Source organism: Cryobacterium sp. TMT3-29-2, from assembly GCF_004564305.1.
GTDB classification, from domain to species: Bacteria; Actinomycetota; Actinomycetes; order Actinomycetales; family Microbacteriaceae; genus Cryobacterium; species Cryobacterium sinapicolor.
Map to the genome: position 1 here is coordinate 64,047 of NZ_SOGK01000010.1, position 19,737 is coordinate 83,783.

General features: G+C 68.3%; 17 protein-coding genes. 8 read left to right on the forward strand and 9 right to left on the reverse strand.

Annotated features, from left to right (window positions below; translation table 11 throughout):
• Positions 1–129: 129 nt before the first annotated feature.
• Both E3O67_RS00955 and E3O67_RS00960 read right to left on the reverse strand, forming a co-directional pair.
• Positions 130–441, reverse strand: a complete 312-nt coding sequence (locus tag E3O67_RS00955; protein WP_134427034.1) for an AzlD domain-containing protein — start codon at positions 439–441, stop codon at positions 130–132.
• A complete protein-coding gene (locus E3O67_RS00960; protein ID WP_135101471.1) occupies positions 438–1,199 on the reverse strand; it encodes an AzlC family ABC transporter permease in 762 nt (253 codons plus the stop codon). The genes E3O67_RS00955 and E3O67_RS00960 overlap by 4 nt, the downstream gene beginning before the upstream one ends.
• Before the next feature lie 264 nt (positions 1,200–1,463).
• Between E3O67_RS00960 and E3O67_RS00965 the strand changes: the two genes are divergently transcribed.
• Positions 1,464–3,002: an amino acid permease gene (locus tag E3O67_RS00965; RefSeq protein WP_134427030.1), complete on the forward strand. Its 1,539-nt coding sequence runs from the start codon at positions 1,464–1,466 to the stop codon at positions 3,000–3,002.
• Between the two features lie 68 nt (positions 3,003–3,070).
• Entirely contained in the window at positions 3,071–3,532 is a 462-nt protein-coding gene (locus E3O67_RS00970) for a VanZ family protein (protein ID WP_134427028.1), read from the forward strand.
• Here E3O67_RS00970 and E3O67_RS00975 read toward each other — a convergent pair.
• From E3O67_RS00975 to E3O67_RS00990, 4 genes are read right to left on the reverse strand one after another with little or no spacing between them, the layout of a single operon-like run.
• The gene (locus E3O67_RS00975; RefSeq protein WP_135101473.1) at positions 3,520–5,220 is read right to left on the reverse strand and encodes an alpha-glucosidase; all 1,701 of its coding nucleotides are present in this window, start codon (positions 5,218–5,220) and stop codon (positions 3,520–3,522) included. The two genes, E3O67_RS00970 and E3O67_RS00975, sit on opposite strands and share 13 nt — an antisense overlap.
• The gene (locus E3O67_RS00980; RefSeq protein WP_134427024.1) at positions 5,217–6,125 is read right to left on the reverse strand and encodes a carbohydrate ABC transporter permease; all 909 of its coding nucleotides are present in this window, start codon (positions 6,123–6,125) and stop codon (positions 5,217–5,219) included. Before E3O67_RS00980 ends, E3O67_RS00975 begins: the two co-directional genes overlap by 4 nt.
• Positions 6,125–7,060, reverse strand: a complete 936-nt coding sequence (locus E3O67_RS00985; protein WP_135101475.1) for a carbohydrate ABC transporter permease — start codon at positions 7,058–7,060, stop codon at positions 6,125–6,127. The genes E3O67_RS00980 and E3O67_RS00985 overlap by 1 nt, the downstream gene beginning before the upstream one ends.
• A gap of 2 nt (positions 7,061–7,062) precedes the next feature.
• Entirely contained in the window at positions 7,063–8,400 is a 1,338-nt protein-coding gene (locus tag E3O67_RS00990; RefSeq protein ID WP_241981903.1) for an ABC transporter substrate-binding protein, read from the reverse strand.
• A gap of 183 nt (positions 8,401–8,583) precedes the next feature.
• On the opposite strand from E3O67_RS00990, the gene E3O67_RS00995 reads away from it, so the two are divergent.
• The 6 genes from E3O67_RS00995 (at position 8,584) to E3O67_RS01020 (ending at position 15,932) form a co-directional block, all read left to right on the forward strand.
• Positions 8,584–9,720, forward strand: coding sequence for an ROK family transcriptional regulator (locus E3O67_RS00995; protein WP_241981905.1), 1,137 nt, complete (start codon positions 8,584–8,586; stop codon positions 9,718–9,720).
• Positions 9,721–9,757: 37 nt separating this feature from the next.
• Positions 9,758–10,864: an LLM class flavin-dependent oxidoreductase gene (locus tag E3O67_RS01000; RefSeq protein ID WP_134427019.1), complete on the forward strand. Its 1,107-nt coding sequence runs from the start codon at positions 9,758–9,760 to the stop codon at positions 10,862–10,864.
• Between the two features lie 22 nt (positions 10,865–10,886).
• Positions 10,887–11,858: a dihydroorotate dehydrogenase gene (locus tag E3O67_RS01005; RefSeq protein WP_134427017.1), complete on the forward strand. Its 972-nt coding sequence runs from the start codon at positions 10,887–10,889 to the stop codon at positions 11,856–11,858.
• Positions 11,858–12,811 carry a dihydroorotate oxidase electron transfer subunit gene (locus E3O67_RS01010; protein ID WP_198418940.1) on the forward strand — a complete coding sequence of 318 codons (954 nt, stop codon included), beginning with the start codon at positions 11,858–11,860 and terminating at the stop codon, positions 12,809–12,811. Before E3O67_RS01005 ends, E3O67_RS01010 begins: the two co-directional genes overlap by 1 nt.
• A 256-nt stretch (positions 12,812–13,067) precedes the next feature.
• Complete coding sequence (locus E3O67_RS01015) at positions 13,068–15,341, forward strand: polyribonucleotide nucleotidyltransferase (RefSeq protein ID WP_134427015.1); 2,274 nt, start codon at positions 13,068–13,070, stop codon at positions 15,339–15,341.
• Positions 15,342–15,590: 249 nt separating this feature from the next.
• The gene (locus E3O67_RS01020; protein WP_241979107.1) at positions 15,591–15,932 is read left to right on the forward strand and encodes a metalloregulator ArsR/SmtB family transcription factor; all 342 of its coding nucleotides are present in this window, start codon (positions 15,591–15,593) and stop codon (positions 15,930–15,932) included.
• Between the two features lie 12 nt (positions 15,933–15,944).
• Here the strand turns inward: E3O67_RS01020 and E3O67_RS01025 are convergent, their stop codons facing one another.
• From E3O67_RS01025 to E3O67_RS01035, 3 genes are read right to left on the reverse strand one after another with little or no spacing between them, the layout of a single operon-like run.
• The gene (locus tag E3O67_RS01025; RefSeq protein ID WP_134427014.1) at positions 15,945–17,489 is read right to left on the reverse strand and encodes an NADH-quinone oxidoreductase subunit C; all 1,545 of its coding nucleotides are present in this window, start codon (positions 17,487–17,489) and stop codon (positions 15,945–15,947) included.
• Positions 17,486–19,081: a proton-conducting transporter membrane subunit gene (locus E3O67_RS01030; protein ID WP_134427012.1), complete on the reverse strand. Its 1,596-nt coding sequence runs from the start codon at positions 19,079–19,081 to the stop codon at positions 17,486–17,488. Before E3O67_RS01030 ends, E3O67_RS01025 begins: the two co-directional genes overlap by 4 nt.
• Complete coding sequence (locus E3O67_RS01035; protein ID WP_134427010.1) at positions 19,081–19,737, reverse strand: hypothetical protein; 657 nt, start codon at positions 19,735–19,737, stop codon at positions 19,081–19,083. Before E3O67_RS01035 ends, E3O67_RS01030 begins: the two co-directional genes overlap by 1 nt.

The following is a 19,737-nucleotide window of genomic DNA, read 5'->3' on the forward strand; positions in this document are numbered from 1 at the left end:
CGTTCCGAAAACCCTACCGCCACCGGCGGCCCGGCCCGGCCCGGCCCGCAATCGTTGCCGGATCGGACATCCGTTGCCGGTGTGCCGGCAACAGTTGTCCGAACGGGCAACAGGTGAGCGTGAGCGACCCTAGGCCGCACCCAGGAGCCGCAGTCCCGCGGCCGCGGCGGCGCCCACGATGACCACCACCAGGAACGGGGCTTTGAGCCAGAGCGCGATCGCCGCGGCGACGAGGGCGCCGAGCCGGGCGTCGACGACCAGCTCCTGGCCGGTGGCCACGGTGTTCGCCACCGTCAGGGAGGCCAGCAGGCCGATCGTCAGAGTGCCGGCGACGCGGGCGATGCGCGCGTTGGCGAGCAACTTCCGCGGCACGAGATAGCCGAGCAGCTTCGTGACGAATGCCGCCGCGCAGGCCACCAGGATCCAGACCCAGACGCTCATCGGGTCGCCTGCGCATCCGTCGGCCCGGGCCGGCCCTGCGGCGCGGGATAGGGGTCCAAGTCGGGTTCGAGCCCCTCACCGTCGGGCCCGTGCCGAAACCCGAACCAGCCGATGGCCCCGGCAACGACGGCCGCCACCAGGATCGGCACGCCCGGCGGCACGAACGGCACGGCCAGCATGGTGGCGAGGGCGCAGGCCACGGCGATCGCCCCGGCCTCCCTCGACCGCAGCCGTGGCCAGAGCAGCCCGAGGAACGCCGCGACCGCTGCCCCGTCGAGGCCCCACTGCTTCGGGTCACCCAAGGCGTCGCCCGCGAGCGCTCCGATCAGGGTGAACACGTTCCAGAGCACGAAGATGCCCAGGCCGGCCACCCAGAACCCCCGTTTCTGCTCGAGGAGCATGGTCTGCCCGGTGCTCGTGGCGAGTGACTCGTCGATGGTGACGTGGGCGGCGGCGAAGCGGCGCCAGCCACGAGGGTGCAGCAGGGCATTCAGCTGCATCCCGTACACCCCGTTACGGATGCCGAGGAGCGCCGCCGCGCCGGCGGCCGCCGCACCGCTGCCGCCGCCGGCGATCACCCCGATGAAGGCGAACTGGGATCCCCCGGAGAAGAGGAGCAGGCTCAGCGCCGACGTCTGCCAGACGTCGAGTCCCGACGAGACCGCGAGGGCGCCGAACGAGAGGCCGTAGAGCCCGGTGGCCACGGCGATCGACAGGCCGACCCGGGCCCCTGGGGAGTGGCGGAGGTCGGTGGGCACCGCTCAATGCTAGGCGAGGGAGGGCCGATCCTCCGGCTGCGTGACGCCCCAACGAATTCGACGGAGATTCTCATGGAATACCGTTCTATCAGCGCAATCGGGCACGATTTCGGCAAAATCTCCGTCGAATTCGTTCGGGGCGGGGTCACCGCCGGCGAGCGGACTCGACGGACTCGGCGCTCCGGGCAGTCGGACGGCCGGGGCGGGAAAACCCGGCGGGGGCCTAACATTGACCGGTACCCAACGGAACGGAAGCACCCAGTTATGAGCGTCTGGCGCACCAAGAGTATCGAAGCCTCCATGGCCGACTCCCTCGAGAAGGGCCACAGCCTCAAGCGCACGCTGGGCACCTGGGACCTCATGATCATGGGAGTCGCGGTCGCCGTCGGCGCCGGAATCTTCTCGGTCGGTGCGAAAGCGGCCGGAAGCTACGCCGGGCCATCCGTCACCCTGGCGTTCCTGCTCGCCGCGATCACCTGCGCCCTGGCCATCATGTGTTACGCGGAATTCGCCTCGGCGGTCCCGGTGGCCGGTTCGGCGTACACCTTCACGTACGCGACCCTCGGCGAGCTGCTCGCCTGGATCATCGGCTGGGACCTGATCCTTGAGATGCTCACCGCCGCGGCCGTGATCGCGAAGTACTGGGGGATCTACCTGAGCGAGGTCTTCGCACTCTGGAACTGGGATGTCCCGGCCACGATCCCGGTCTTCGGTCTGCAGGTCAGTTGGGGTGCGTTCGTCATCGTCGCCGTCTTCACCACCCTGCTGGTGCTGGGCACCAAGCTGTCGGCGCGCGTCGCCAGCATCTTCACCATCCTCAAAGTCGCGATCGTGCTGTTCGTGATCGTTGTGGGCGCCTTCTTCATCAACCCGAAGAACTACACGCCGTTCATTCCCGAGGCCGTGCCGTCCACGGGCGGCGACGGCGATGTCTGGATGCAGTCCCTCTTCTCGTTCATGACCGGCGCTCAGCCGGCCCAGTACGGGCTGTTCGGCCTGCTCGCCGGCGCCTCGCTCGTCTTCTTCGCGTTCATCGGCTTCGATGTGGTCGCCACCAGCGCGGAAGAGGTCAAGAACCCGCAGAAGACCCTGCCGCGCGGCATCTTCGCCGGTCTGGCCATCGTGACGGTGCTGTACCTCGGCGTCAGCCTCGTGCTCACCGGCATGGTTCCCTACACGGTCCTCGCCGACGACCCCAACGCCTCGCTCGCGACGGCGTTCATCTCGGTCGGCGCGGGCTGGGCCGCCCAGGTCATCTCGGTCGGCATCCTCGTGGGGCTGACCACCGTGATCATGGTGCTGCTCCTCGGCCTCTCCCGCGTGCTCTTCGCCATGAGCCGGGATGGCCTGCTGCCCCGCGGTCTGAGCGTCACCTCGTCCAAGCGCGGAACGCCCGCCCGGGTGCAGATCATCTCCGGCGCCGCGGTCGCCCTGATCGCCGGCTTCACCGACGTGGGCGTGCTCGAGGAAATGATCAACATTGGCACGCTGTCGGCCTTCGTGCTGGTCAGCATCGCCGTGGTCGTGCTGCGCAAGAAGCGCCCCGACCTGCCCCGAGCCTTCAAGGTGCCCTTCTCTCCCTTCCTGCCGATCCTGTCTGCGGCGCTCTGCTTCTGGCTGATGCTCAACCTGACGACGCTCACCTGGGTGCGCTTCGCGGTGTGGCTCGCCATCGGAATCGCCGTGTACTTCCTCTACGGCCGTCGCCACTCCGTGGTCGGGATCGAGGCCAAACGCGTTTTCGACGACACCCTCCGCGACGAGCTCATCGCCGAGGAAAAGGCTGCCCTGGGCAAGCAATAGCCCCATTGTCGCCGTTCGGGGACGGTGCACCGGGTGGACCCCCAGCAACGAGCGGGGAGGATGGAGCCATGCTGCATCGCCATCCCGTCCTGTCCCTGGTCACGCTCGCCTACCTGGCGTCCGTGGGCTGGGTGACCCTCGGGCCGCAGCCGCTCGACAGTGGCAACAACGAGCTGCTGCTGCGGGCGCTTCGATTCTTCGACCGGCACGACGCCACCGACTGGATCACCTACGGGCGGGTCGAATTCGCGGCCAACATCGCCATGTTCATCCCGATCGGTGTGTTCCTGTTACTCCTGTTCGGACGCCGGCTGTGGTGGCTGGCGATCGTCGTCGCCGTCCTGCTCACGGGATCGATCGAGTTCATCCAGCAGTTCCTGCCGACCCGGGTCCCGGATGTGCGCGATCTGGTCGCAAACGGGAGCGGCGCCGTACTCGGAGTGATCGGCGGCCTCATCCTCACGGCGTTCAAGCTGGTGCGCCGTGAGGACCCTCGGCCCCGGCGGGCCGAGGCAACCTACAGCCGGTAGAGGCGCGCCTCCCACGGGCGCAGCACCGTGATCGCGGCCGGTGCGGCGGCATCCACCCTGACCGGGTAGTTGGACAGAACCAATTCCGCGCCGGAGACGTCCATCGAAAGCGGGTCGGTGAGCGGGGCATCGGATGCGTTCGCGACGACGAGCAGCGTCTCGTCACCCTGGGTGCGGGTGAAGGCGTAGAGCGCCTCGTGGTCGGGTTCGAGGAGGGTGAAGTCGCCGAGGGCGACCGTCTCGTTGGCGTGCCGCAGTCTGATCAGGTGCTGGTAGAAGCGGAACACGCTCCGCTCGCCCGCGAGGTCGGCGGCCACGTTGAGATGAGTGCTGTTCGGGTTCACGGCCAGCCACGGCGTGCCGGCGGTGAAGCCGGCCTGCGGCGAGGCATCCCACTGCATGGGGGTGCGCGCGTTGTCGCGGCCCATGGTCTGCACGCCGGCAAGCACGGTGCCCGGGTCCAGGTCGAACTCGTCCACGGCCTCGCGGTAGTGGTTGAGGGACTCGAGGTCGCGGTAATCGTCGATGGTGTCGAACCGCACGTTGGTCATGCCGATCTCCTCGCCCTGGTAGATGTAGGGCGTGCCGCGATGTAGGTGGAGCACCAGCGCCCAGAGCGTCGCCGACTCGTAGCGGTACTCGGTGTCGTTGCCGAAACGGGACACCAGTCGGGGTTGGTCGTGGTTGTTCAGGTAGAGGCTGTTCCAGCCGGTGGCGGCGAGGCCGTCCTGCCAGCGGGACAGGCTCTGCTTCAGTGCCGGCAGGCTGCGGGGGAGCACGTCGAACTTGTGCTCACCCTGGTCCAGGCCTACATGCTCGAATTGGAATATCATGTCGACCTCGCGCCGGGCCGGGTCGGTGAACAGCCGGGCGTCGGCGGTGCTCACACCGGGCATCTCGCCGACGGTGAGGTGCCGGCCTTCGCGCCCGTCGAAGACCTCTCGGTGCATCTCCTGCAGGAACTCGTGGATCTGCGCACCCATCGGGGAGCCGCCTCCGGTGGCCGGAGTCGGCCCGTCGATCAGCTCGACCTGCTTGGCGATGAAGTTGATCACGTCCATCCGGAAGCCGTCGACGCCGCGGTCCAGCCACCAGTTCATCATCAGGTAGACCGCCTGTCGCACCTCGGGGTTCTCCCAGTTGAGGTCGGGCTGCTGCTTCGCGAACAGGTGCAGGTAGTACTCGCCGGTCGCCGGATCGAGGGTCCAGGCCGGGCCGCTGAAGGCGCTGCCCCAGCCGTTCGGCGGGCCGCCGTCGGCCCGCGGCTTGCGCCACCAGTACCAGTCGCGCTTCGGATTCGTCAGCGACGAGCGGGATTCCCGGAACCAGGCGTGCTCGTCGCTGGTGTGGTTCACCACCAGGTCCATCACGATCTTGAGGCCGCGCTCATGAGCCTCGGCCAGCAGCAAATCGAACTCCGCCAGGCTGCCGAAGACCGGTTCGATGTCCTGGTAGTCGCTGATGTCGTAGCCGTTGTCGTGCTGCGGCGACGGGTAGACGGGGGACAGCCAGACCGCGTCGACACCGAGTTCGGCGAGGTAGTCGAGCTTCGAACGGATGCCGCCGAGGTCGCCGATCCCGTCACCGTCGGAGTCCGCGAAGCTGCGCGGGTACACCTGGTAGACGACGGCGCTGGCCCACCAGGGGGCGCCGGTCTCAGGGGAGGCCGTCGGTGCGGTGTTTGTCATTTGATCGATCCTCTCATCACGCCGGAGATGACCCAGCGCTGGGCAAAAATGTACACAATCAGCAGCGGGGCCATGGCCATCAGGTACGAGGCGAACGCGGCCGAGTAGTTGGTGTTGAACTGGCCCTGGAACACGAACTGGGAAAGCTGCAGGGTGCGCGCCGCCGGGTCGGAGAGCACGACGAGCGGCAGGATGAAGTCGTTCCACGCCCAGACGCAGGTGAGGATGCCGACGGTCGCGTTCATCGGGGTCAGCAGTGGGAAGATGATCTGCCAGTACACCCGCCAGGTGGTCGCCCCGTCGGTGTAGGCCGCCTCCTCAAGCTCGATCGGGATCGACTTGATGAACGCGACGTAGATGAAGACGTTGAGGGAGAGCCCGAACACCGCGTAGAGCAGGATCAGCCCGACCTGGTTGTCGAGGCCGAACAGGGCCGTCTCCTTCACAACCGGGAGCATGATGATCGGGAACGGGATGAAGATCGCGGACAGCAGGTAGAAGTAGACGCCCTTGAAGAACGGCTTGTGCAGGTTGCGGGCGATGGCATAGGCCACCAGCGAGTTCGTCAACAGGGTGAGCACGACGGCGCCGACGGTGATCAGGGCCGTGTTCAGCAGCGCCTGCGGGAACCGGGTCAGCGTCCAGGCGTCGACGAAGTTCTGCCAGTGGAAACCGGTGGGCAGTTCGAATCCGGTGCCGCCGAGCTGGTCGGGGGTCTTCAGCGCGGTGATCACCGCGAAATAGAGCGGCACGAGCACGGTGATCGCGCAGATCGCGATCAGCGCCGTGGCCCACCAGTTGATCCGGGTGCGGTTGCCGGTGATACGCCGGACTCCACGCGGGTCCCGCTCGATGCGGAGGGACACGGGTTCGACTGTGGCGGGGGAGTCGATGGTGATAGCCATTAGAAGTCGGCCTCCTTGCGCTGGAGAATTCGGAACTGCAGGAACGAGACGAGCATGATGACGACGACGAACAGGACCGCGTTGGCGGACTGGTAGGCGAACTCGCCGCCCTGGAAGCCGCCCCGGAAGATGAGCAGGGTGATCGATTCGGTCGAGGTTCCCGGCCCCCCGGCGGTGAGGGCGACGATGTGGTCGAAGGTCTGCAGGAACCCCTTCAGGCTGAGCACCATGTTGATGGTGAAGAAGGCGCTGATCATGGGGAACGTGATCGACCGGAACTGCCGTCCCGGCGTGGCGCCGTCGATGGCGGATGCCTCGTAGAGCTCCTGAGGAATCGTTTGCAGCCCGGCCAGATAGAGGATGATCGCGAACGCGCAGGCCTGCCAGACGGCGAGGGCGACGATGGCCGTCCACGCCCAGTCCGGGTTGGTCAGGATGTTGTCACGGAACACCGGGACGTTCGACAGGATCCGGGGCAGCGAGTTGGCGAAGAAATACTGGAAGACGTAGCCGACGACCAGGATCGCGAGCACGTAGGGGATGAAGAAGATGCCGCGGAAGGTGGACTGGAACGCGATCTTCGCGTTGAGCCCGACCGCGATGGCCAGAGAGATCACGTTGGTGAGGATGGTGGCGACGATGGCGAACCCGAAGGTGAATCCGTAGGCCTTCAGCACCCGGTCATCCTGGAACAGGGCGAGGAAGTTGCCGAACCCGACGAAGTCCCACGAGCCGAAGCCGGCGTAGTTGGTGAAGGAGAAAAAGACGCCGATGAGCACCGGGACGGTATGCAACAGCGCGAAGACGGCGACCGCGGGGACGACCATCCAGTAGAAGGCGCGCGGGGTGGCGCCGACGCGACGTCGCACGGTGCTCGGCCGGGATACTCGGGGCGTGCGCTCCGGCCGTGGCCGGGTCAGGACGGGAGTAGCCATTGTTAGTCTCCGCTTCGGGTCGAGGTGGTGCGTGACGCGACCTTGCGCCACTCGTTGTCGAGTGTGGCCAGCGCGTTCGCGCTGTTCGTGTCCGTCAGGAACTGCTGCACGATCGGCCCGAGCGGGATGCTCGCCGGGATCTGGTGATCGATGAAGCCGGTGATCTGGCCGGCCTGGAAGTACGGTTGCAGTTCCGCCAGGGCCGGGTTGGTGTTCTCGGCCGCGTCACGGGCCGTCGAAAACATGTTCTGAGAGGCTGCGAAGGAGTTGAGCACCTCCTTCTGGAAAAGGAAGTCCACGAACAGCTGCGCCTCGGCGAGGTGCGGCGTATCACGGCCGATGGCGATGGCCACGTCGACACCGGAGACGAGCTCGATGTCGGCCGGGTCATCCGTCACGGGGTAGGGGAAACCGCCGACGCTGATGTCGGGGTTGTTGGCCAGGATCGGGCTGAGTGCCCAGATCCCCTGCATCAGCATGGCCGATTCCCCGTTCGCGAAGGCCAGGTTGCCGTCTTCGTAGGTGCGGCCGAGGTAGCCGTCCTGCGCGTAGGAATACAGTGTCTGCAGCTTCTCGAACGTCTCGTCGTAGTTCTTCGCGAACGAGACGGCCGAGTCGGGACCGACCTCCGCACCCTCCGCGCGGAGGTCGGGGAAAAAGTCGTCGCCGCCGAGCTGGGCGCCGAGACCGTTCAGCGGGGATTGCACCGTCCAAGCGTCGGCTGCGGTGCCGTAGAACGGGGCGATTCCGGCCGCCTGGAGGGCGTCGCAGGCGGCGATCAGTTCGTCCCAGGTGGTGGGGATCTCGATGCCTTGCGCGGCGAAGATGTCGCGGTTGTAGAGCACGCCGTTGCCGTTGTTCACGAAGCCGAGGGCGTTCACCTCGTTCTCGTGGGAGCCGAGGGCTCCGACGATGTCCTGCACGGCCGGGTTGATCTGATCGAGAATGGGGTCGCCGGTGAAGTCGTGGAAGACGCCCGCCCGTGCGAGCTGGCCGAAGTTGCCCGATCCGTTCAGGCTGATCACATCGGGCACCTTGTCTTTGACCAGCAGGGTGCGGATGGCGGTGTCCGCGTCGGGGACGGCGTTCTGCGTCACCCGGATGCCGGGGTTCTCGGCCTCGAAATCGGCGATGATGCCATCGAAGTCAGCGATGGCCTCGGATTTGAACTGGAAGAAATCGAGGGTGACGGCGTCCGTCTCGCCCGGGACGCAGCCGCTGAGGGCGCCGAGGCCGAGCATTCCGGCCAGGAGGAGTGCCACGGATCGCTCCAGCGTGCCGAACTTCCGCCCCCGATGCCGTCGCCGGGAGGGGGTCTGGTACGTCGTCGTATCCGTCATTGCGGGGCTCCTTAGGCCGTCATGTCACTGCTAGAATCTTTCTACGGCAAAAAGAATAGGACGTCAACTCCAGAATTCTGTGCCATTGAGGGGCCAAAATTCCATCGGAGGCAGTCCATTCATGCCATTATGGAACAAATAGCACCTCGGGGAGCGGATATGACCACGGATACACCGTCGACGGTGAGCGAGACCTCTCGGGAACTCGCGCGCGCCGTGCTCATCCACGGCCCGATTTCTCGCGGCGACCTCGGCCGTCGTCTCGGACTGTCGCCGGCCAGCCTCACCCGGCTGAGCAAGCCGTTCCTCGACCGGGGCCTCTTCGTCGAGGCCAGCGAAGAGCCCGACGGAACCGTCGGGCGTCCGGCCCGTCCGCTGGACGTGCGGGTGGATGCCAGCCGATTCGTCGGGGTGAAGCTCGCCGGCGACGACGTATTCGGGGTGCTCACCGACCTGCGTGCCAACCAACTGGGCTCGGCCCGGCGGCTGCTGGCCGGCCACGCAGTCGAACACGTCGTGGCGAGGATCGAGGAAGTCGTGCGCGAGCTCGGCGGCCCGGACGGCCTGTCCGGGCTCGGCGTCTGCGTGGGCGGGCACGTCACCGGCGCCCGGGTCGTGACCCGGGCGCCTTTCCTGGGCTGGCACGACGTGGACCTGGCCGCGCAGCTCGAGCACCTGCTGGGAATCCCAGTCACGATCGAGAACGACGTCGTCGCGCTCACCTCCGCGGAACAGTGGTTCGGAGCGGTCCGGGGTGCCCCGACCTTCGCGGTTCTGACCGTCGGCGTCGGCGTCGGCTACGGACTGGTCGTCCATGACCGGGTGATCGTGACGGTCGACAGCGGCCTGGGCCTCGGCGGGCACATCCCGCTCGACCCAAACGGGCCACTCTGCCCCGAGGGACACCGCGGCTGCTCGCAGGCCATGCTCACGAGCCAGAGCGTGTCCGCCCAGGTCAGCGTGGCCCTCGGCCGCGAGGTCGGCTACGACGAGGTGCTCCGGCTGGCGGTGGAGGGGAACCGAGCTGCGGCATCCGTCGTCACCGCCACCGGCCGCGCCCTGGGCCGGTTGATCGCGGTGATTGCCAATATCGGGATGCTTGACACGATCGTGCTCTCCGGCGAGGGGATCGGACTGTGGGCGCAGGCATCCGAGGACGTCATCGCCGCTGCCCGAGCCGACCGCGACCCGGCGGCGACGCCGCTGACGATCGTCGTCGACGACAGTGGGGTCTCTTCCTGGGCCCGTGGGGCCGCGGCGGTTGCCATCCAGCATTCGCTCGACCGCCTGGCCGGCTCCGTGAGGCGGGCCAGCGAATAGACTCGTCTCTGCGCGCCGCGCGAGTGGGAGGCTGCACATGCAATTCGGGATCTTCACCGTGGGTGACCTCACGGCCAACCCCACGACCGGCCGCACCCCCACCGAGCACGAGCGCATCACCGCCATGGTCGCCATCGCCCGGAAGGCCGAAGAGGTCGGACTCGACGTCTTCGCGGCCGGCGAGCACCACAACCCGCCGTTCGTGCCGTCTTCTCCGACGACGATGCTCGGCTACATCGCCGCGAAGACCGAGCACATCATCCTCTCCACGGCCACGACCCTGATCACGACGAACGACCCGGTCAAGATCGCCGAGGACTTCGCCATGCTGCAGCACCTCTCCGACGGTCGAGTCGACTTGATGCTCGGCCGCGGCAACACCGGCCCGGTCTACCCGTGGTTCGGCCAGGATGTCCGCCAGGGCATCCCGCTCGCGCTGGAGAACTATGCCCTGCTGCGCCGGCTCTGGCGCGAGGACGTCGTGGACTGGGAGGGCCAGTTCCGCACCCCGTTGCAGGGGTTCCAGTCGACGCCGCGTCCCCTCGACGGGGTGCCGCCCTTCGTCTGGCACGCCAGCATCCGCAGCCCGGAGATCGCCGAGCAGGCCGCGTTCTACGGGGACGGCTTCTTCGCCAACAACATCTTCTGGCCCCGGGAGCACTACCTCCAGCTGATCGGCCTCTACCGGGCCCGGTTCGAGCACTACGGCCACGGCCGCGCCGACCAGGCCATCGTGGGCCTCGGCGGCCAGGTCTTCATGCGCACGAACTCGCAGGAAGCGGTCGACGAATTCCGGCCCTACTTCGACAACGCCCCGGTCTACGGCCACGGCCCGAGCCTCGAGGAGTTCACCGAGCGGACGCCCCTGACCGTCGGCAGCCCGCAGCAGATCATCGACCGCTACGCCGGCATGCGCGACTACTTCGGCGACTACCAGCGCCAGCTGTTCCTGATGGACCACGCCGGACTGCCGCTGAAGACCGTGCTCGAGCAGCTCGACATCCTCGGCGGCGAGGTGGTGCCTGTGCTCCGCAAGGAGCTGGCCGCGAACCGCCCGGCCCACGTTCCCGAGGCACCCACGCACGCCTCTCTGAAGGCCGAGGCCGAGAACGGCCGGCTCGCGGCATCCGTCGCCCGACCGTGAACCACCCGCGGAAGCAGGCACCATGACCATCGCACCCCCTATGCCCCCGACGGATGCGCGCCGCGCCTTCTTCGACGCCCGCCGCGCCTTCGAGGCGGTCAACCTCTCGGTGCGAATCGGCAGCCTCACCCTCGCCAACCCGGTCATGCCTGCCTCGGGCTGCTTCGGGCCCGCGCTCGGCCGACTGATCCCCGTCGCCGAGCTCGGCGCCGTCGTCACCAAGACCGTGTTCGGCACCCCGCGCGGCGGCAACGCGGCGCATCGCCTGACCGAGCTCCGGGCCGGGATGGTCAACAGCGTCGGCATCCCGAGTCGCGGCGCCGCCGGCTACCTCGCGGCGCAGCATCCGCTCTACCTCGCGCTCGGCGTGCCCGTGATCGTCAGCGTCGGCGGCCACCGGCCCGGCGAATACGCCCCCGTCGTGCGCGGCCTGCGGGGCGCGGGCGACGCCTACGAGCTCAACGTCTCCTGTCCGAACCTCGACCGCCACGGCACCGACATCGGCTCCGACCCCGACGCCATCGGGACGGTCGTGCAGGCCGTCCGGCGCGAGACCGACAAACCCCTGATCGTCAAGCTGCCCGTGCTCGTCTCCTCGATCGCGGACTGCGCCCAGGCAGCCGAGGCGGCCGGCGCCGACGCCGTCTGCGTGGCCAACTCCATCCCCGCGCTGCCGCTCACGGCCGACACCCGCAGCCCCGTCCTCGGCAACGTCATCGGCGGCCTGTCCGGACCAAACATCCGACCCGTCGTGCTGCGGCTGGTCTGGCTGGCCGCCCGGGCGGTCGACATCCCGGTGATCGCCTGCGGCGGCATCGAAACAGCCGACGACGCCCTCGACTACTTCTCGGTCGGCGCCCGCGCGGTGCAGGTCGGCACGGCCAGCTTCGGACGCCCGTTCGCCATGGTCGAAATCATCCGCGCGCTGCAGGAGCGCTGTGAGGGCGCCGCCGCGGCTGACATCGCCGAACTGATCGAACTGTGGAGAGCCTGATGACCGGTACAACCGCGACAGTCGCGGAACGCCTCGCCGTCCTGCGCCGCCAACAGGCCTTCGCCGCCGCCGACGAGGCCGCGCTCGCCGGTCTCATCGCGGTGCGCCCGCCCGAACGGATGCCCCGGCCCGACCCGGTCTGGGACGACGCCGCCGTTCTCGTGCACGAGGTCGTGGGGGAGCGGTACCGCCGGCTCGTGCTGGCCAGCGCCACCATTGCGACGACCGCCCTGGCCGGACAGTTCCTGATGATCACCGTGCCGCCGGCGCTGGGGGAGCGCATCCTGCTCCCCCGGCCGATGGCCATCCACCGGCGGCACCCTGAGCAGGGCACCGTGGAGGTGATCTACGGCGTGGCCGGCCGCGGCACCACCGCGCTCGTCGACGTGGGCGTGGGGGAGCGCCTCCTGGTCACCGGTCCGCTGGGCCGCGGCTTCGAGTTTCCGGATGCCGCCGGCCCGGATGCCGCCGGCCCGCGGCCCGCCCGCACGGCCCTGATGATCGGCCGCGGGGTCGGCGTCTGCGCCATCATGGGCTCGGTCGAAGACGCCGCCCGGCTCGGCATCGACGCCACGGTCGTGCTCAGCGGACGGTCGCGGGCCAACCTGATCGGGTCGGCCGATTGCGCCGAACTCGGCGCCACGGTCATCCCCGTCACCGACGACGACGGCTCGAGTGCGCTCGCGGCGCTCGGCGAACGCCTGCGCGGGCTCTTCGCCGGGGCCCCGCCCGACGTGATCCTGGTCTGCGGCGCCGGTGTGCTCGCCCGCCTGGCCGCCGAACTCGGCGCCGAGTGGGGGGTGCCGGTGCAGGTCTCGCTGGAGGCCCACATGGCCTGCGGCCTTGGCTACTGCCACGGATGCGCCGCGCCGGTGGCTACGGATCCCGCCGTCGAGGGGCCGCTGGTCTGCGTCGACGGCCCGGTGTTCGACGCGGTGCTCCCGGAGGGCTGAGCGTGTTCTGTTAGGCTTGAGACGGTCAATCTTCGGAGTGACCACGCAGAATCACGCTCAATACGGAGCAGACCGGCAGCAGGCTGGTCCTCGGTGGTGGTTTCCCAACCCGGCGGCGACAGCCGCGGTTGGTGAATTTCTACTGGTGGCCAGCACGTGCCCTTCTCCTCCGCGTCCAGCTCGCGCGCCATACGGGCAACCGAGTCTTCGTCGCCAGAATGGCGAGAAGCAAAAAACCAAAGGAGAGAACCCCCACATGGAGGGTCCAGAAATCACGTTCGCCGAAACCGTTATCGATAACGGCAAGTACGGCACACGCACCATCCGTTTCGAAACCGGGCGTCTCGCCCAGCAGGCGCAGGGCTCGGCCGCCGCCTACATCGACGAAGAGACCATGCTTCTCTCCGCCACGAGCGCCAGCAAGAACCCGAAGGAAAACTTCGATTTCTTCCCCCTCACCATCGACGTCGAGGAGCGCATGTACGCTGCCGGACGCATCCCGGGCAGCTTCTTCCGTCGCGAAGGTCGCCCGTCGACCGAGGCGATCCTCACCTGCCGTCTGATCGACCGGCCGCTGCGCCCGTCGTTCGTCGACGGTCTCCGCAACGAGATCCAGGTCGTCGTCACCGTTCTGGCCATCGCGCCCGACGAGTACTACGACGTGCTCGCGATCAACGCGGCGTCGATGTCGACCCAGCTCGCCGGCCTCCCCTTCTCGGGCCCGATCGGTGGCGTCCGCGTCGCCCTCATCCCCGACGAGAACGGCTCCGGCCAGTGGGTTGCCTTCCCGAAGCACTCGCAGATCGTTGACGCCGTGTTCAGCATGGTCGTCGCCGGCCGCGTCGTGACCGACGCCAACGGCGCGCAGGATGTCGCGATCATGATGATCGAGGCCGAAGCCACCGACAACGCCTGGGACCTCATCAAGGGCGGCGCCATCAAGCCGAACGAAGAGGTCATCGCCGAGGGCATCGAAGCCTCGAAGCCCTTCATCAAGCAGCTCATCGAAGCGCAGCAGAAGGTTGCCGCCTCGGCCGCCAAGCCGACCGGCGCCTACCCGGTGTTCCCGTCCTACCAGCCGGCCACCTACGACGCCGTCGCCGCTCTCGCGTACGACCAGCTGGGGGCCGTCTACCAGATCGCCGACAAGATCGAGCGCCAGAACGCGGATGACGCACTCAAGGCATCCGTCAAGGAAGCCATCGCTGCCAAGGTCGCCGCCGGCGAACTCGACGCGGGCGCGAACAACCAGGTGTCCGCCGCGTACAAGTCGGTCACCAAGCTCGTCGTGCGCTCGCGCGTTCTCAACGAGGGCATCCGCATCGACGGCCGTGGGCTCGCGGACATCCGCCCGCTCGACGCCGAGGTTGCCATCATCCCGCGCGTGCACGGGTCGGCGATCTTCCAGCGCGGCGAGACCCAGATCCTGGGCGTCACCACGCTGAACATGCTCAAGCTCGAGCAGACGATCGACTCCCTGAGCCCGGTCACCAAGAAGCGCTACATGCACAACTACAACTTCCCGCCCTACTCGACCGGTGAGACCGGCCGGGTCGGAACGCCGAAACGCCGCGAGATCGGCCACGGCGCGCTCGCTGAGCGTGCCCTGGTCCCCGTGCTGCCGACGCGCGAGGAGTTCCCCTACGCCATCCGTCAGGTCTCCGAGGCGCTCAGCTCCAACGGATCCACCTCGATGGGTTCCGTCTGCGCCTCGACCCTGTCGCTGCTCAACGCCGGTGTGCCGCTGCGCGCACCCGTTGCCGGCATCGCCATGGGCCTCATCTCCGACACCGTCGACGGCAAGACCCGCTACGCGGCTCTCACCGACATCCTCGGCGCCGAAGACGCCCTCGGCGACATGGACTTCAAGGTCGCCGGCACGAGCGAGTTCGTCACCGCGATCCAGCTCGACACGAAGCTCGACGGCATCCCGGCATCCGTTCTCGCCGGCGCGCTCACCCAGGCCAAGGACGCTCGCGCGACCATCCTGTCGGTGCTGAACGCCGCCATCGACCGTCCCGACGAGATGGCACCGACCGCGCCCCGTGTGATCAGCGTGCAGATCCCCGTCGACAAGATCGGCGAGCTGATCGGCCCGAAGGGCAAGACGATCAACGCCATCCAGGACCAGACCGGCGCCGACATCTCGATCGAGGAGGACGGCACGGTGTACATCGGCGCCGTTGACGGACCGTCGGCCGAGGCAGCTCGTGCCCAGGTCAACGCGATCGCGAACCCGACCAACCCGGAGATCGGCGAGCAGTTCCTTGGAACCGTCGTCAAGATCGCCGCGTTCGGCGCCTTCGTCTCCCTGCTCCCGGGCAAGGACGGACTGCTGCACATCAGCGAGGTCCGCAAGCTCGCCGGTGGCAAGCGGGTCGAGAACGTCGAAGACGTGCTCGGCGTGGGTCAGAAGGTCCTCGTGGAGATCACCAAGATTGACGACCGTGGCAAGCTTTCGCTCGCCCCGGTCCTCGACGAGTCGGCTGAGGCCGGCACCGAGGACGCACCGGTTTCGACCGAGGCGTAGTCCGCTAGATCTACCGACAACCTCTCGCCAGGTTAGTCGGCTAGACGGAAAGCCCGTCCTGCTACGGCAGGGCGGGCTTTTTGCATTCCCGGAGACGACTGTCGCCGAATCGGTCAACTGTTGCCCGCACGCCGGTAACTCTTGTCCGGAACGGGAACAGTCACGAGGCACACCCGCGGTTCGGTGGTCGAGCCTGTCGAGACCCCGCACCTATTTGAAAGTATTACAGGTTAGCGATATGATCAAACGGTGTCAGCGACCGGACTCCCCATGGCCCAATTGAAGTCCGACCTCTTCAAGGCGCTCGGGCATCCGTTGCGAGTGCAGGTTCTGGAGCAGCTCGTCGGCGGGGAACGGTCGGTCGGCAGCCTCGCCGAGGTGCTCGGCGCCGAACTGTCCAACCTCTCCCAGCAACTGGGTGTCCTTCGCCGTGCCGGCGTGGTCGTCACCCGCCGCGACGGCAACACCATCTTCTACGCCCTGCGCGACCCGGGCGTCGCCCAGCTCCTGGCCATCTCCAAGCGGATGCTCGTGACCAGCCTCGAGCACTCCAACGCCCTGCTCCGCACCATCGAGCAGGACACGCAGTAGCCCGAGGCGCGGCTAGAGGTCGTTGCCGGCGTAGGACTGGTTGAAGCTCTTGTTCACCAGGGGGAAGTCCGGCACGATCGTCTCGGACAGAGCCACCGGCAGCGCCGGCCAGTTGAAGTAGGACGGGTCGACGACCTTGAGCCGGGTGATGGCGCCGTCTCGGCCCAGTTCGACCCGGTGGCAGATGGTTCCGCGCCACCCCTCCACGAGGGCGAGGCCGCTGCGGGTATCCGGTGTCGCCGCGGCCGTCGACGCAGCATCCGTCGCCGCCGGAGCGGCCACAGCGGCAACGTCGCCGCGGTGCGCGCCCAGCCGGCCGATCAGGTCGATCGCCACCGCGACGGAGACCTCGAACTCGCCGGCCCGCACCCGGTAACGGCTGAGCACGTCGCCGCCGGTATCAGTGACCACGTGGAAGTGTTCGCCGAGATCGACGAAGGGGTGGTCGCGTCGGGCGTCGGCGTCGATACCGGATGCCCGCGCCACGTAGCCCAGCGTGCCCATGGCCTCGGCCAGGGCGGTTGGCAGCGGGGCGGTGCCGCTGAACCGGTCCCGTACGATCGCGTGCCCGAGAGTGATTGCGATGATCTCCTGCACGTCGGCGGCGATCCGGCGCAGGTCGTCGGGATCCGGCAGGGTGAGCACGTTCACCCCGCCCACCGACAGCGCCCCGCGCAGGAATCGATGCCCGGTGACGGACTTGTTGATCCGGAGCAGCGTTTCGCGCAGCCGCTGGGTGTGCGAGTTCACGACGCTGAACCCCACGTCGTTGGCCAGCGATCCGAGATCGGAGACATGGTTGTAGAGGCGTTCGAGTTCGAGCAGCAGGGCGCGTAGCAGGCGGTCGGGCTCGGAGACCTCGAGGCCGGAGGCCGCTTCGATCGCCATGACGTAGGCCAGCGTGTGGCCGATCACGGTGTCTCCGGCGATCTGCTCGGCCATTGCGAGACCGTCCTCGGGCAGACGGCCCTCGAAGAGCCGCTCGACGCCGCGGTGCATGTACCACTGGCGGGCTTCCATCCGCACGATGGTCTCGCCGACCACGGAGAAACGGAAGTGGCCGGGGTCGATGATGCCGGCGTGGATGGGGCCGACCGCGATCTCGTAGACCCCGGGCCCCTCGACCTCCACGAACGGGAACGACTCGACGTCGGGCTCGAATTCGGGGGTGTCCCGTGCGTCTTTGCGCATCGGGTACCAGCCGCGGGGCCAGTGCCCGTGGCGCACCAGCCGGTGGGGCTGGGGGTGGTTCGCCGGCCGCACCCCGAACAGGTCGCGGGTGCCGCGCTCGAAGTTGCCGGCCGGGAACGAGAGGTCGGCCAGGCTCGGAATCCAGGCGTCGTCGTAGGGGATCGGCACGACGAGGTCGATCTGGCGCCGCGGGAAGACGGCCACGAAGGAGTAGACCACGCGCAGTCGGTCGCCGTCGTCGTGGCAGGCCACCAGCGCGAGCCGGTTGCCTTCGGTCAGCAGTGCGGCGACTACGTCCCGCAGCTCGTCGCGGGTGAGCGTGCGCACCTCGGGGGTGCCGGCTGACAGCTGGCTCGGCTTCGTCATTGGATTCCTCCCAGAACCTCGGCCGCACGCGTCAGGAGCGTGCCGACCGGTTCGGCGATGAAGGCCACCACCGCGGTGGTGCCCAGGGCCAGGATGAGCGGCAGCATCGGCCCGTGGCCCGACCGGTCCGGCACGATAGGCGCCTCCGGGCGCGGCTCGGCGTCGACCGGGGTGACGGATGCGCCGACGCCGGCCGCGGGGACCACGCCGGTCATCGCTCCGGTGACGTCGATGCCGGGCGCAGCCGCCGAGGGCAGAACCGCAGCCGGGGCCGCAACCGAAGCCGAAGTCTGCGCTACCGGCGCCCCGATCGTCATGGCCACCGTCAGACGGGTGAGGCTGGCGAAGATCACGAGGAGCAGCACCAGCGCGATGCCGACCACCACGCCCATGCCTGTCGCGTAGCCGGCCACGATGATGCCGACCTCGGAGAAGAAGATGCTGAACGGGGGGAATCCGATCAGGGCGGCCATGGCGATCAGCCACAGCACGGCCAGGCCCGGTCGCCGCACGAGCAGGGCGCGCACGTCGTCGATCTTCGGGGTGCCCTCGACCTCGAGGATGCGCCCGGAGATCACGAACAGCGTCGCCTTCGTCAACCCGTGGCCGAGCACGTACAGCAGCACGGCCGGCAGGGCCGCCGCGCCGATGGCCGCGCCGATGGCCATCATTCCCATGTGCTCGATGCTGGAGTAGGCCAGCATCCGTTTGAAGTCGCGCTGGCGGATCAGGAGCGCCGCCGCTACGAAGAGGGAGAGCAACCCGCCGACGCTGAGCATGATGCGCAGGAAGTCCGGCCCGATCACGGCGTCGGTGATGGTCTGGATGCGGAGGATCGCGTAGAGGGCGACCGCGAGCAGCACGCCCGACATGAGCCCGGAGACGGGTGCCGGCGCCTGGCTGTGCGCGTCGGGCAGCCAGCTGTGCATGGGGGCGAGCCCGGCCTTGGTGGCGAAGCCGAGCACGGCGAGGGCGCCGCCGGCGCGGATCAGCGCGGGGTCGAGTGGCAGGCCGGCCTGGCTGAGCACGAGCCAGGAGAGGGTGGCCTCGCCGGTGCCGCGGGAGGCGGCGTAGATGAGCACGATGCCGAGCAGGGCGATGGCCACGCCGACGGAGCCGAGGATGACGTACTTCCAGGCGGCCTCCAGCGAGCGGGGGGTGCGGTGGTGGCCGACCAGGAAGGCCGTGGCGATGGTAGTGGCCTCGACCGCGGCCCACATCAGACCGATGTTGTCCGCGATCACCGCGAGGCTCATCGCGGCCAGGAATACGGAGATCAGGGCATCGTAGGAGCCGGCGAACCGGGCGGGAACGTTGCCGGCGTGGCCGAGCCCGCCCCAGGTTGAGACGAGCCCGACGGCGCCGACCACGGTGAGCATGTAGGCGCTCAGCGCGTCCGCGCGGAGCAGCCCGCCGGCCAGAGTCGGAACCTGGTCCGCGAGCACGGCGCTCACCAGGAGCAGACCGGAGACGAGCACCGCGACGCTGGAGGCGACGGGGCTGAGCCGGCGCAGCGCGGGGGAGGGAACGACGAGGCTGAGCAGGGCGAGGACGGCCGGGATGGCCAGAGGGGTCCAGAGGGCGAAGGACATCAGTCGTGCAACTTTCTGAGCTGATCGATCTCGGTGTTGCCGAACTTGTTGCGCATACGGCCGGCGAAGACGTACAGGATGACGACCACCAGCAGCACGTCCAGGGAGATGCCGAGCTCGAGGAACAGCGGCACGCCGCCCGAGGTCAGAAACGCGACGGTGGCGATTCCGTTGTCGAGCACCAGGAAGCCGATCAGCTGCGATCCGGCCTGCCGGCGGGTGACCAGCAGGAGGAACCCGATCAGCACCATCGCGAGGCCGATCGGGGCTGCGTGGGCCGAGATGCTGGTGTCGCCGGTGAGCAGTCGGCTGGCGACGACGTAGCTGAGGATGGTGAGCAGTGCCACGGTCAGGAGGGCCGCCGTCGGGTTGAGGCGCGGCGCCTCATCCGTTCGCGTGGTGGCATGGGTCTCGCGGGCGAGTACCCAGGGCAGGGCCATGCCCTTGACCAGCAGCACGAGCACGGCCACGAGGATCACCTCGAGCTCGCCCTCCTCCACGCCGATCACGGCGACCAGCGCGGCCAGCGCGAAGCCCTGCACGCTGAGCAGTCGGATGGACGCCAGCAGCGAGTGCCGCCAGACCATCAGGGCGCTGGTGAGCAGCAGGGCGCCTGTGCAGAGGCCGATCAACTGCGGGTAAACGGTGGTGAACAC

What these genes read in the sequence shown, in the direction of transcription:
- E3O67_RS00955 (WP_134427034.1), bottom strand. Translation starts at nt 441, where the DNA reads ATGAGCGTCTGGGTCTGGATCCTGGTGGCCTGCGCGGCGGCATTCGTC.
- E3O67_RS00965 (WP_134427030.1), top strand. Translation starts at nt 1,464, where the DNA reads ATGAGCGTCTGGCGCACCAAGAGTATCGAAGCCTCCATGGCCGACTCC.
- E3O67_RS00970 (WP_134427028.1), top strand. Translation starts at nt 3,071, where the DNA reads ATGCTGCATCGCCATCCCGTCCTGTCCCTGGTCACGCTCGCCTACCTG.
- E3O67_RS00975 (WP_135101473.1), bottom strand. Translation starts at nt 5,220, where the DNA reads ATGACAAACACCGCACCGACGGCCTCCCCTGAGACCGGCGCCCCCTGG.
- E3O67_RS00980 (WP_134427024.1), bottom strand. Translation starts at nt 6,125, where the DNA reads ATGGCTATCACCATCGACTCCCCCGCCACAGTCGAACCCGTGTCCCTC.
- E3O67_RS00985 (WP_135101475.1), bottom strand. Translation starts at nt 7,060, where the DNA reads ATGGCTACTCCCGTCCTGACCCGGCCACGGCCGGAGCGCACGCCCCGA.
- E3O67_RS00990 (WP_241981903.1), bottom strand. Translation starts at nt 8,400, where the DNA reads ATGACGGATACGACGACGTACCAGACCCCCTCCCGGCGACGGCATCGG.
- E3O67_RS01000 (WP_134427019.1), top strand. Translation starts at nt 9,758, where the DNA reads ATGCAATTCGGGATCTTCACCGTGGGTGACCTCACGGCCAACCCCACG.
- E3O67_RS01005 (WP_134427017.1), top strand. Translation starts at nt 10,887, where the DNA reads ATGACCATCGCACCCCCTATGCCCCCGACGGATGCGCGCCGCGCCTTC.
- E3O67_RS01010 (WP_198418940.1), top strand. Translation starts at nt 11,858, where the DNA reads ATGACCGGTACAACCGCGACAGTCGCGGAACGCCTCGCCGTCCTGCGC.
- E3O67_RS01015 (WP_134427015.1), top strand. Translation starts at nt 13,068, where the DNA reads ATGGAGGGTCCAGAAATCACGTTCGCCGAAACCGTTATCGATAACGGC.
- E3O67_RS01025 (WP_134427014.1), bottom strand. Translation starts at nt 17,489, where the DNA reads ATGACGAAGCCGAGCCAGCTGTCAGCCGGCACCCCCGAGGTGCGCACG.
- E3O67_RS01030 (WP_134427012.1), bottom strand. Translation starts at nt 19,081, where the DNA reads ATGTCCTTCGCCCTCTGGACCCCTCTGGCCATCCCGGCCGTCCTCGCC.